4 protein-coding genes are annotated in these 14,072 nt (G+C 62.9%); all 4 read left to right on the top strand.

Annotation, left to right across the window (positions count from 1 at the left end):
* The first annotated feature begins 723 nt into the window (after positions 1-723).
* The 4 genes from ACZIRK_RS14730 to ACZIRK_RS14745 all read left to right on the top strand — a co-directional run bounded on the left by ACZIRK_RS14730 (position 724) and on the right by ACZIRK_RS14745 (position 14,061).
* Positions 724-1,350, top strand: a complete 627-nt coding sequence (locus ACZIRK_RS14730) for a secretin and TonB N-terminal domain-containing protein (RefSeq protein WP_207231040.1) — start codon at positions 724-726, stop codon at positions 1,348-1,350.
* Positions 1,351-1,367: 17 nt separating this feature from the next.
* The gene (locus ACZIRK_RS14735; RefSeq protein WP_245287283.1) at positions 1,368-1,889 is read left to right on the top strand and encodes an RNA polymerase sigma factor; all 522 of its coding nucleotides are present in this window, start codon (positions 1,368-1,370) and stop codon (positions 1,887-1,889) included.
* A 7-nt stretch (positions 1,890-1,896) separates the two neighbouring features.
* Entirely contained in the window at positions 1,897-2,853 is a 957-nt protein-coding gene (locus ACZIRK_RS14740; protein WP_130226521.1) for a FecR family protein, read from the top strand.
* 216 nt (positions 2,854-3,069) lie between these two features.
* On the top strand, positions 3,070-14,061 hold the full coding sequence (locus tag ACZIRK_RS14745) for a filamentous haemagglutinin family protein (protein ID WP_463327589.1): 10,992 nt from the start codon (positions 3,070-3,072) through the stop codon (positions 14,059-14,061).
* The last annotated feature ends 11 nt before the right edge of the window (positions 14,062-14,072 follow it).

Here is a 14,072-nt window from a genome sequence, read left to right on the forward strand (position 1 = left end):
TTGCTCCCGTGGTTCTCGCATCTCTATTTGAACGAAGATCCGGCGAGACAAAAGCACTGTTTCCTTGCGAGAGAGTTGCGGCGTAGCTCAGCGTAGAAATCGGCCGGCTCTTCTCGCATGTATAATCGCCACGAGGCCCGAGCAGCGTTCGATCAAGGACAATCGGGCAGGGTGCGGTTGGGCATATTGTGCGACCCTGTTCTTCAGCGCGCGCACCGCCGGACGTCGATGCTGGCCTTTGCCGCCAGTATAGACTAGAGGCCAGAATGTTTGCGTCCTGGGTTCGAGTCGTCCCCCGCTACCATCGAGATCTGTAAGAATAGCTTAGTCCCACACACTTCCTAGACGTGCGGGTCTCGGAATTTGTTCCGATACCGAGCGTACCTACCGTCGCGGAAAGGGACGCGATCGATCTGCGGCCCCTGCTGCGCGCTGCCCGCCATTTCGACCAGCAAGGCCGGCAGCTTCGCTGGCCTGCGCCGCGATTCAGCAGGTTGCGGTGCCCGGTCTTGCCGCATCAGGGCGGTCAGGGGCGATCCGGCGGAACGATGGCTGTGCGGGGACGCTCGTGCCGTCATAAAAATGTAATGGTCCCGACCTAGCTACCGTGCCGCAGATCGCTGCGTTTGTAAGGGGGCAGGGCGTTTGATGCGAGATGCGCTCGCAACCGCGCGCGTCCGCAGGGCATGTACCTGCCGGCCGCTCAGTCAAGGATTGGCGCTGATGCTCGCGCTGTCCCCGATCGGCGGGGCGATGGCGCGCGAGCGGCACATCAACTTTGATCTGGCCGCGCAGCCGCTCGGCAGCGCCTTGGTTGAATTCGCCAATCGGACAGGCATGACGGCGCTGATCGACGGCGAGTTGGCGAATGGGTTGCACTCGCCGCCCGTCAAAGGTCGTTTTTCTCCGACCGACGCCCTGCAGGTGCTCCTTGCCGGAACGGGCCTTGCGATCCGCTACGTCGGTGCCAACGCTTTCACGGTAGGCCCGCCGCCGCCGAATCCAACAGTCGGCATCCCGGGATCGCAATCGACGCATCGCTCTGACGAGAGTGCCTATTTTGCCGAGCTTCAGAATTCCGTCGAGCGCGCGTTGTGCCGTAATGACGACACGCGGCTTGGCACTTACCGCGCTGCATTTCAAGTGTGGATCGAAGAGAGCGGGCGGATACGGGCCCTGCATCTCCTTGGTTCGACCGGCAATGAAAGCCTCGACGCGGCGATCACGACGCGAATTACGAGTGACACCGTCGTGCCCCCGCCACGGGATTTGCCGCAACCGATCACGATAATCCTGCGCGCCGCGTCGTCGAATGGTGGTTGCTCTCGCTCCGCGGGGGCACGACCATGACCGGCGCGCGAGCACGAATGATGAAGGTTTTCGAAGCAAGCTATCAACGGTTTCGCGAACGTCTTCGCTGGAGGCTTGGCTCGGACGCGTTGGCGACCGAGGTGCTGCATGAAACCTGGCTGCGAATAGCGCGCATAGACGATGTCGGCTTGGTGCAGCAGCCCGAGGCCTATCTGTTCCGGATGGCTCTCAATGTCGCGGCGGATCAAAGGGAGAAGGACAATCGGAAACTCACCGCTTCTGAGATCGAAGCGATTCGTCACACGATGGATGGCGCGCTTGATCCAGAGCGCATAGCTGAGGCGCGAGCGGAGCTTGCGATGCTCCGGGCTGCACTGGAAGAGCTGACGCCGCGCCGCAAAGCCATTCTGCTTCTCGCGCGGCTGGATAATGTGAAGCACGAGGAGATCGCAGAGCGGTTTGGCATTTCTCCCCGGATGGTCGAGAAGGAGCTCTTGAATGCGCTGCGGCATTGCTCCAATCGGCTTGAAAGAAAGCTGAATCGCAGGTTCAGTTCTGGTCCCCGAAAAGGGTCTTAGAAGTGCTATGCGCGAAGACGATCCGATCACACCGCCCGACATGCGGGCGACCATTAAACAAGAAGCACAGCAATGGCTGGTGCTCCTGACCTCCGGACGCGCCACCGTGGCCGATGCCGCGGCGTTGAAACGCTGGTGCGAGCGCAGCGAACTGCACGCTGAAGCCTTCGCGGAAGCGAACCTGCTCTGGGACAACATCGCATCGGCATCGCGACGTCCCCGGCGCGCGGTCTTCAACCGACGCACGATGTTGGCTGCCGCGGGGGCATCTGCGGCGGCTGCGGCACTCGGCTACTTTGTTGTGAAGCCGCCGCTTGATCTTTGGCCGTCGGCCTCCGAGTTGCGGGCGGACCTGCGGACCGCAATAGGCGAGCGACGTCGGATTGCGCTGCAATCGGGCGCCTCGATCGATCTCAACACGCGTACGAGCCTCAACATGCCACACGCGGCCGGTGAAGGGCCGCTGGAACTGGTGTCGGGTGAAGTGGCCATCGTCACAAGCAAGTCGCTCGATGCGCCGCTGACGATCACGGCAGCAGGCGGCCGCATCCGCGCTGTCGACGCGCATTTCAATGTACGCTGCGAAGGTGTGCGGGCGACCGTGACCTGCGAACGCGGCTCGGTGGCGATCGACTACTCCGGAAACTCCGTCACGCTGTATGAAGGCCGGCAGGTCGCCTATGCCCAAGGCGCTTTGGAGCCCGTTGTCGCGGCCGATGTTGGAGCCGTCCTGGCTTGGCGCGAAGGCCAGTTGGTGTTTCGTCAAACCCCACTTTCAGAAGTGATCGGCGAGGTCAACCGCTATCGGCCAGGGCACATCATGCTCATGAACGAAGCGCTTGGTCGGCGTCGCGTGGAAGTTCGGCTTACGCTCGACCGTATCGACGATCTCATTGCGCTTATCCAGGACGTTTATGGCGCGCGCATTACACAACTGCCCGGCGGTGTCGTCGTTGTGTCATAGAATACGCCGAATGCGTGTGCGACGAGAACATTCCCTCTCCTTCGAATTTTTTTCTCCGGCGCGGTTCAGTAACGCGCTGCTCGGCCGGTCTTACCGGGTGACATTGAGGGGATAGGCTCAAGACGCGTTTGTAGCGGGCATCCGACAGTTGGATGTCCGGGCGGCGTCGTCTGAACGGCATGTTCCCGACCGATTAAGAACCGTCGAGGAATGATCATGGCGTCGAGCAGTCGCAAGTCGCAGTTCACAATACGTCGTGCCAAGTTGTTTGCGACCGTCAGCGCTTTGGCTCTCATTGCGACTGTGCCGGGCGCAATGGCGCGGCCTCTTGGCGGACAACCATCGTCTCCCACGGCCGCTGCGGTCGCGGCCGCTCAGGCCGTCCAGCTCGAGGCTTCGCAGGCGGCGCGTGATGCGCAGAATGCCTTGAAGCGCGCGACACTTGCGGTGCAGGCCATGCAGGCAAGCCAGCAGGCCGCTCGCGATGCGGCGCGCGTCCAGCTCGGCGCCACGCCGGATATCGTGCCCAATGGCTTGCGGCCGGGCGGTCTTCAGGTGGCTCCGGGCGTGGCCACAAGGGCGAACCTGTGGCAGGGGGCGGAGCTCCCGACCGAGACCGTCAGTGGCGGCAACGCCAACGTCACGATCAAGCAATCGCAGCAGAAAGCCATCCTCGAGTGGAAGACCTTCAACGTCGGCGGCCGCACCCAGCTCTATTTCGACCAGCGCGCAGGCGGTTCAAATGCGTCGGATTGGATCGCGCTCAACCGCGTTCTCGATCCTTCGGAGGCACCGAGCAGAATCCTCGGCTCCATCAAGGCCGAAGGCCAAGTCTATATTATCAATCGGAACGGCATCATCTTCGGTGGCGCGAGCCAGGTGAATGTGGGGGCGCTCGTTGCTTCTTCGCTGGCCTTGTCCAATGAGCAGTTCCTGGCCGGTATCAACAAGCAGCTTTACGGTACCGACGCGAGCGGCAACACCTACGTCTACAAGCCCCAGTTCGGTTATCTGGAGCAACGGCAGCCGAACCAATTCGTCTCCGTCAACGACCCCAGTCAGGTTCCGGGTGCGGTGATCGGCGCGGCGCCGGGCAACGTGAGCGTTGAGGCCGGCGCTCGGATCGAGACCGCGAGCGCCGGCAAGGTCATGCTGTTCGCGCCGAAAGTGATCAATTCCGGTCAGATCTCCGCCCCGGATGGCCAAGTGATCATGGCTGCCGGTGAGCAGATCTATCTCTTGACCAGCCAAACGGGCGTGCGCGGTCTGGACGTCGCCGTATCGTCACCGATGCGCTGGCTGTTCGACTATTATGCGATGCAGGCCGCGACCAATCCGTTAGCTCCGACCAATGCCTTCACGCAGGATCTGCGCGACATCGTCTTCCCCGAAATGGCGGCGAGGGCGGCTTCGGTCGGCTACCGCGTCGCCAATGACGGTGTGATCCAAAGCGACCGCGGGAATATTACGATCATGGGTCGCGAGATCGTACAAGACGGCGGGCTTTTCACGACCACAAAGCTGAACAACCGTGATGGCTCGATCCGGCTGCTCGCCTGGGATCAAGGCATGATGGCGAACGGCAGCTCGTTCAGCGGTTCGCCCCTGCAATACTGGTCGACCGGAAGTCTGACCCTGGGCTCGAACAGCGTCACCCTGGCGACACCCGACCTGAGCGACGTCGAAGAGATCGAGCAGACATCGCTCAAGACACGTTATCAGCCCGGCCGCGTCGAGTTGCGCGGAAACCTGATTGATGTGAAGGCAGGCGCAAGCGTGATCGTTCCGGCGGGCAAGATCAGCATCGTGGCAAGCACCTCGCCGCTTTCGGGGGAAGAGCCGATATCCGGCGAGCCGACCGTTCGCGACGGCAGCCGCGTTTACATCGGCGAAAATGCCTACTTGAGCGTCGCGGGCCTGCAGGACATCGCGGTGTCGATGGACCGCAACTTCGTCGAGGCCCAGCTCTACATAAACGAGCTGCGCGATACGCCGCTCTATCGTGATTCCTGGTTGCGCGGCCTCAAAGTGATCGTGGATCGACGGCGATCGGGTGACTTCACCAGCGGGCCCATGGCCGAGGTCAATTGGATCGACGGCCAGCCCGGCCGTTGGGTAGGCACGCCTTTGGCCGACGTCTCATCCTGGGTCGGCGTGGGCAAGACTGATCTTGCCGAACTCTCCACCAAGGCCGGCTCGATCGTAATAAAATCCAGCGGTTCGATCATTACCCGCGAGGGCTCATTGCTCGACGTCTCGGGTGGGTCGGTGCGCTATACGGATGGTTGGAACACGACCACCAAGCTGCGCGGCGCCGATGGACGAGTCTACAATATTGGCGACGCCTTGCCCGACCAGCTCTACACGGGGGTAGCGGGGGGCTTTACCCGTCGCCATGACCGGTGGGGTATCAGCGAAACATGGACTGACCCGCTCGGCAAGTCAGCGCGCACGTTCGAGAAGGGATACACCGAGGGGCGTGACGCCGGTGAGATTCAACTCTTTGCAGCCGAAGCACTCGTTCTCGAAGGTAGCTATTGGGGCGGCGTGGTTGTCGGCGAGCGCCAGGCGGCGCTCGGTAATCCAGCGAAGGCTGGTACGTTAAAGATTGGCGCCAACAGCGATCCGGCCCGGTTGTGGCTACCCGGCGAGCTCATCATCGCGAGCGATCCGGTTCGCTTGGCTGATGATTTCAACGTCTCGAGCCCGCTCGACACCATCTGGTACGATCCGAATTCGGCCAATCCGCATCGTGACAAAGTCACCTATCTCGATCCCGCCGTGCTTGCCCAGTCCGGCATGGGTTCCTTCGAGTTCTATGTCGCCAAGGGTTTCACGCTCGGTGAAGGCGAAGCGCTCGAACTCCTGCCCGGAGCCAAACTGAACGTTATCTCCAACGTGCCGAACAACCTGCCGACCACATTCACTATCGACGGGACGATCCGTATCGCCGGCGGCGATATCTGGTTCGTCGGCCAGCACAACACTTTCGGGGCAAATTCGCGGATCGACGTCAGCGGACAGTGGATCAATGAACTTTTGAACCCGGCAGCGTCGCTCTTTCGGAAGATCGATGGCGGTACGGTTCAGGTCGCCGGAGACTTCGAGCAAGGCGCTGTTATCGACGTTTCTGGCGGGGCAAAGCTCAGCGGTGGCAGCAAGCCCAGCATCACAGCCGGTGACGCGGGACGTATCAGGCTGGGAATTGCCGATGCCGATATGCTGTCGAATATCGATCTTCGCGGCTATGCGGCGGGCTCGGGCGGCGAACTGGAGCTCATCACGAGCTCCGATGTCGAATTGGGCGGCGCCGGCACAAATACCGCCGCTTTCCATCTGAACGATTCTCTTTTGGGTGATCGCGGCTTCCGCTCGCTGGCGATCACGACGCAAGGCACGATTACGGTTACCGAAGGGGCGAACATCGACCATCGCGTCTCCAATCTGGTGATCGATACTAAAAAGGCATTCGCTGCCGAAACGGGGACGTCCATCGCGGCTCTCGGAACGCTTGCCGTTCTGCCTGTCTACGAGCGGGTCGAACGCAAGCCCAATGCTCTCAGTCTGGCAGGCGGAACCAATGTCACCGTCGGTGCTGGCGCCGTCGTCAGGACTGACATCGGCGGCACCATTTCTCTTGCGACCTCCGAAACCGGCAGCCAGGTTGTGGTCAAGGGCACGCTGGATGCCCCTGCAGGAACGATCCAGCTTTCGGCGAACAACGGCGACGTTATGCTCGCTGATGGCGCCGAATTGCTGGCGCGTGGCGTATCGACGCTGGTCAAGAACGGAAACCTTCAACCTGTCGTCGACGTTCGTCCTGGCGGCTCCGTGGGCATCAAAGGCGTCATGCTGGACCTCGATGCCGGTTCGCTCATAGACGTCTCGGGCGCGAGCGGTATTGTCCAGGTTCCGATAGGGGGCCTCCAGCACAGCAACCTCGACTCCCGCATCGATAGCAACGGCGGTTCGATCTCGCTCACGCTGCAATGGGGTGTGATTGCAGGTCGTCTGGTCGCTAAGGCGGGCGGCCCTGGTGCGGTTAACGGCAAGATCTCGATAAACGCGGAGGTCTCGGGCGGCTTCAATCCGATCGAGGCGATCAAGAACGATGCGGGGCTCGGACAACTCGATCCCGACTGCTGGGGATATGCGGCCAACGGTGCGTGCGACTACAACCCGCTCGACGTGATCGGGTTCGACCTTGCGCGAATCGCCCGGGATTTGGGGATTCCAGCATCGGGCTCATGGCTCATTTCAAAGGAAATGATCGAAGCCGGAACCGGCGGAAACATCATCATCACCTCCGCGCCACCGGCAAGTGGTAGCGGTGTTGATCCGAGAAATTACGGCTGGACCGACGCGACCATTCAAGAACTCCGGGATACTGTCGGGACGGACTTGCTGGCGATTTTCCCGTCCACTGTGCAGGTTCGCAATGCGTACATTCGACCGGGTGTGCTGGCGTCGGGCTCTTTCGCCGACGTGTCGCTGACGACGGCAGCAAGCATCAAGCTCGACAACGCGGTCGTCAAAGCGGATCGTTCTCTTCAGATTTCGGCACCGCTCGTCAATCTCAACGGCGGCCGCTCCAGCCTGATCGCGCCATACATGTCATTGACTGGAACCGGACAGTCCAGCACCAGGCGCGAAGGCGGGCTCACATTGGTCGCATCCGTGATCGACGTGAACAGTGAGATGAATATCCGCGGCTTCGCGGAAACGGCCTTCGATACATCCGAGTTGCGGCTCAATGCACCGTTCGACGCCAGCATCCCGCCGCTCTCTGTTCTCGATGTCGATGGAGCGTTGGTTTTGAGAGCCGGGCAGGTCTATCCGGCGACGGGCACCAAGGCGACAATCAAAGCGTCCGATCGGATAACGGTCGACCGGAAGGACGTGGTCGCTCCGCCGTTGTCGGCCGGCGGCAGTTTGACTCTGGCGGCGCCTGTCATCGAACAGAACGGCGTGCTTCGAGCGCCGTTCGGGCAGATAACGCTGAAAGCAAGCGAGCGTCTGATCCTCGGTGCCGGCAGTGTGACATCGGTGTCGGGTGCTGGGCTCACCGTGCCATATGGAAGTCTGTCCAACGGAGAGAACTGGCTCGATCCGACCAAGCCAGGTGCGGTGGGCGCCGACGGTGTTCTGACCTCGCCTCCCGAGAAGCGGATTTCGCTTGAAGCCCCGGTTGTCGAGAGTCGGGCGGGGTCGGTCATCGACGTCCGCGGCGGCGGCGACCTCTACGCCCGTGAGTTCGTGCCTGGGCCCGGCGGTTCGCACGACATCCTGACGTCGGCCAACGGCTATGCGGTGATCCCCGGTTTCAACGGCGCGGCACCGGGCGGCATGGTCGGTGATCGAGTCTGGCTTGCTGGCGGCAATGGTTTAGCGGCCGGTTGGTACACGCTGCTGCCGTCGAGCTACGCGGCGTTGCCCGGCGCTTATCTCGTCTCGCTCGTTTCCCCGGCGACGACCACGCCGCTGGCGAGGCCTGTGAGCCTTGCCGACGGATCGGTCATGATGAGCGGTCGGCGCGGCGATGCGTTGCTAGGCAGCGAGGACCAGCTCTCGTCAGTCTGGCGGGTGATTACGGGCACGCAGTTGCGCCGGTACACCGAGTACAACGAGGCCTTCGCCAACACCTTCTTCGCCTCCGATACATTCAAGCTCACACAATATCGCTTGACCGGGCTCAATGTGGTGACGCCGCGGCTGCCGCTGGATGGCGGCGCCGTCGTGTTCAAGGCGACGCGGCAACTGATCCTCGACGGCAGCCTGCAAGCGCAGACCCCGGAAGGGGGCCGCGGTTCTCTTATCGACATCGCCGGAACCAAGATTGCGATCGTTGGTGCAGGCGTTGATCGCTCGGATCTGCGCGCCGACGGTTACCTGGTCATCGATTCCGCGAGCCTGTCCAGGTTCGGCGCCGGAAGTCTGTTGATCGGCGGCACGCGCACAGGGGATCCTCTCGGCTTGCGTCTCGACGTGACCGCGAGCGACATCCTCGTCCGGAACGACTCCGGTTCGGCCCTCACCGGGCCGGAGATTATCCTTGCGGCGAGCGGGCTGGTCGACATCGGCGCCGGCAGCGTGATCAGGGCGGAGGGAACGGCGACGCGCGGCGCCGGCAATCTGATCATGAAGCCGCAGGTGGCGGCGCGCTACGAGGATCCCGACGGTTGGGACGACGGCAACCCGGCCGACGACGTCATGGTGGCGCCGTCCAAGGACTATGGCGCGCTGATCCGCGTGTCGAACGGTGATGTCGTCCAGGTGATCCGCGAGAACGTGGACACGACGATCGGCGGCACGGTGCGGGTCGGCGAAGGCGTTCGCCTTACGGCTGACCGTGCGCTTCTGATCGATGCGACACAGACGACGGAGCTTGCCGGAAGCGCGGTGCTGTCGGCGGCCTCGCTGTCCGTCGCGTCGGGCCGGATCGGCTTTGGCGGCGGCACCAACGGCCTCGTCCTGTCTCTCGAATCCTTAAAGCAATTGAATCGCGCCGAGAGCCTGACGCTCCGCAGTTATACGACGCTCGATTTCTATTCCTCGTTTAACCTGAGCGGCGCCGGACTTGCCTCGGTGACCTTCGATGGCGCCGGCCTTGCGGGATATGGCGCCAACGACATCGAGGTGTCCGGCGGCTCTATCGCGCTCATCAACAGCGGTGGAGGAACTGCGACTGCGGGCACCGGATCAGGCACGCTGACGCTGGCCGCGGACCAGCTCATTCTCGGGGCCGGAACGAAAACGATCTCCGGTTTCGATCATGTCGTGATGGCGGGACGTCGCCAGATCACAGGGCAGGGCAATGGCGGGATCGACACCGGCATGGCAGCACTGACGATCGACACCCCCTTGCTGACCGGGCGCAGCGGCGCTGCGCAGTCGTTGATCACGGGCGGCATGCTACGGCTCGCGGGAGCCGGCACGGCATCGACGAGTCTCGAGGAGAGCCTCGGCACCCGGCTTACGCTCCGCGGCCAGACGATTGAGGTCGCGACCCGCATTGCCGCGCTCGGCGGCGCGGTCGAACTGACGGCCGGCGCAGGTGGCGTGACGTTGTCCAACGGCGCGGTGATCGATGTCGGCGGCTTCGCCAAGCAATTCTTCGACGTCAGCGCCTATGGCGATGCCGGACGCATCAGCCTGACCGCCGTCGACGGCGGCAATGTTGTCGTTGGCTCTGGCGCGATCTTGAATCTGGCTGCGCACGCTGGCGGTGGCAATGCCGGCAGTCTTGCGGCGACGGCATCTGGTGGCGGCACGGTTGTACTCGATGGCGCGGTCGCCGCGCAGGCCGGAGCGAACGGGAAGGGCGGCACATTCGTGCTCGACATCGCCGAGTTGCCGGAGTTTGCAGCTTTCGCCGACCGCCTTAATGCGGCGGGCTTCACCCGCTCGCGCCAGTTCCGTATCCGATCCGGCGATGTCGTCGTTTCCGGCATGACCAAGGTCGAAGACTTCCAACTCGCGGCCGACCAGGGACGGGTGACGATCGCCGGTAGCGTTGATGCGCGCGCGACTTACGGCGGCAATATCTTGATCTCGGGTGGCAATGGCCTGGTGATGGAGAGCTCTGCCCATCTTCTTGCCGGTGCGACCGACGCCACACTTGGCTCTGGCCGAGTAACGCTCGAGGCGGCGGGCGGAAGGCTCGATGTCCGCGGCGGCGCGATCGATGTCGCGGGCGGCGAGGCCGGCCGGGTGCGCTTCCGCGCGCTGCAGAACGCAGGCCACGATGGCATCGCCGTCGATGCTTTGGCGGCCCATATCATCGGCGCTCGCTCGGCGGTGCTCGAGGGCGTGAGCGTCTATACCGGTGCGGCCACCAGCGCGGTTCAGGTCCAGGCGGTTAGCGATGCCCAGACGTTCGGTACCCATGCTGGTGTTATCGCGGCTGCCTTAGGGCTCAGCTCACGCGGCATCGAGCTCATGTCCGGGATCGAGATTCGCAGCACCGGCGACCTGTTGATCGACCAGGCCTGGAACCTGTTCGCCGACTTTGGAGCCTCACAGCGTGAGGGCACGTTGACGCTCCGCGCTGCCGGCAATCTGATCATCAACGGCAACCTCAGTGACGGCTTCGATCGGGCCGACCGGTCCGGGGTGTTGCAGGATGCCGCATCCTGGAATCTTCGCCTCGTCGCCGGGGCCGATCTCGGCTCGGCCTCGGCGATCACCACGATGCCGCTCGCCGGTCTCGGCAGCAATTCTGGCACGATCACGGTAGGTAACAGCAGCAGTGGCATACTGGTGCGCACCGGCACCGGCGATATCGATCTCCGCGCCGGGCGCAACCTCGACCTCGCTCACTATCAATCGGTCGTCTACACTGCGGGGCGCAAAGATACGACGACCTGGGACAACTTCACTGCGCCCTCAGCGGCGACCTACGGAATCGAGGGTGGACACCTTACGATCGCCGCGGGAGGCAGCATTTCGTCGGCGCTTCCGGCCAACCCGAAGGACAACCAGCTCTTCGTTGAATGGCTCAAGCACGTCGGCGGCACGGATCAAGACTATGTCTTCCGTCCGGGCGAGCAGAGCTCCTGGTGGATTGACTACGCAAACTTTGCGCAAGGCGTTGGCGCGCTCGGTGGCGGCAATGTCTCGGTCTTCGCCGGAGGCGATCTCGACAATATTCTCGTGGCTCTCCCGACCAACGGTCGGGTGCGCGGCGGTCGCACGAGCGGCGAGGCCAAATCGTTGGAAATGCGCAATGGCGGTGCACTGACTGTCGACGTCGAAGGCGCGCTCCGCGCTGGCTACTACTATGTCGGCCGTGGCACAGGCACGGTCACCGCGGGCGAGACTGCGACCGGGCGATCCGTAACCATCAGCGGACGCGCCGCCGGAATCTACAACATCGCCCCTGTGTTCGCTCTCGGCGACGCCGAATTGAGTGTGCGCACGGCCGGCGATTTGATCGTCCAAACCGTGCTCGATCCGCTGATGCTGAGCGGTGACCCTCTGTTATTGGGCGGTATCGCTCGTCAGAGCGCGATCATGAGCGGCTATACAAACCGCACCGCTCTCAATCTGGTATCGATCGGCGGCGACGTTCGACTCGTCAATCAAGGTCAATTCCTGTCGAAGGACCTGAACCTCAGCTACGTTTTCGATGGAGATTCCGACTACGGTGCGATCGGTCTCTTCGCCACGAATCTCTATCCTGCGATCACGAACGTGCTCGCGCTGAATGGCGACATCGTCAACTTCGGGAGGCTCTACACCGCGCCCGGTACACATCCGGAGCTGCAGTTGCTCGCCGACCGGGACATCATCCTGGGCTCGATTACCCAAACGCGCGCCATTCCGGAGATGATGCCGTCTCCGTTCCAGCCTGTGGACGGCATCAACGGTGTCGTAATCAGTTTCGCGGGCTCGCCTTTCGACGACATATTCCAGAATCCGCGGCAAAGCGGAAGCAGCTTCCACTTCATGCTGCAGAATGCCATTTCTACCGACCGGGTCACTTACGGAGTTCACGGTCTCTTCCTGCAGAGCATTCGCAACCCCGCGGTGCTGCCCAACGCCGAGGACTATGAGCCGAGCCGCATCTACGCCCGTCGTGGGACCATCTCCAACGTGCTCCTGCGGAACGACGGCGATCCACTCTCGACGCAGGTCATGACCGCGGAGCAGACATGGTTCCGTGCCGGCACGGATATTCGCGACATCAACTATCAACTGCGCAATCTGCATGCGACTGACGTCTCGCTTCTGGAGGCCGGCAACGACATCATCGGCGGCACCATGCAAGTTCAAGGACCGGGGCTGATCACGCTGAGCACAGGCCGCGACGTCTACGGAGAGGCTCTGTCCATTACCACGACCGGCAATCGCAGTTTCGACGGCAATAACCGGCCGGTCGTCGGCACCGACATCAGAGGGCTACCGGAGCAGGGCGCCTCGATCTCTGTGATGGCAGGCCTGCAGGACAAGCGGCCATCCTACGATGCTTTCATCGCCGCTTATCTCGATCCCTCGCGTGTCGCGGCCATGCCGGCCTATTTGACGACAACACTGCCGGACGGCACGTTGGTGCCGCTCTATCTCACCGATCGGAGCGAGGAGCGCGACGGCCAGCAGAAGCTGCTCAGATTTGGCCTCGTTTCTTTCATCGAAGAGAAGACCGGCGAGACCCTGTCGCCGCTCGACGCGTGGGCGCGCTTCCTAAGCCTGCCGGAACTGGTTCGCCATGCGTTCGTCTATCGCGTCTATATGCAGGAGCTGCGTGAGGCCGGCCGCGATCAATTGACGCCCGACAGCAAGGGCCGGCCGCTCAATGGTGGATACAACCGCGGCTACGCAGCGATCGCGGCGTTGTTCCCGGGCGAGGGCTGGAAGGGCGATGTGCTCGGCCAGTCGCTGACATTGCGCACCATGGCCGGCGGCGGCATCGAGGTGCTGGCTCCCGGCGGTGGATTGCAGGTTGCAGCACTGGGCGCAGCCATCGGGGACGGGCAAGGCCTCGTTGCGCTCGGGCCGGGCGATATCAGTGTCTTCGTGAAGAAAAGCGTCACGGTGAATCGGTCGCGTGTCCTGACGTTTGGCGGTGGAGACGAGACGCTATGGGCTACACTTGGCGATATCGATGCCGGTCGCGGCGCAAAGACGGCCCGCGTTCCTTCGGCGCCGGAGGTTGCCACTAGCGTTGATGCGGTTACCCGTGTCCAAGAGCGGGCGGATATTTCCGGTAGTGGCATCGGCACCATCATCGGTTTTGCTGGCGTGGTTCAGGGCGATGTCGACCTCGTTGCGCCCGAAGGCACGGTGAATGCAGGGGATGCGGGCATCCGGGTTGCGGGCAATCTCAATCTCGCGGCGCTGCATGTCCTGAACGTCGCCAATATCGAAGTCGGCGGCCAGTCCAAAGGCGTGCCGGTGATCGAGCCGCCGAATATCAGTGGACTGCCGGAAGCCGGAAACCAGGCCGGGGCCGCGGCCCGGCAGGCGGCGCCCCCGCAGCAGCGGGCCAACGAACCATCCTCCGTCATTATCGTCGAGTTCCTCGGATTCGGCGGCGGCGATGGCGAGGAAGAACGTCCTCGCAAGCGCGAGCAGCGCTCACAAAACCCCGATAGTCCGGTGCAGATCGTCGGCGCGGGTAATCTTGGCCCAGGCGCGCTGCAACGACTGACGGTGGAAGAACGCAAACGGGTCGTGCCGGCGAGTAGCGACGACGGACTTGTCCACTAAGACCATGCGGC

It is taken from the genome of Bradyrhizobium sp. Leo114 (assembly GCF_055229415.2).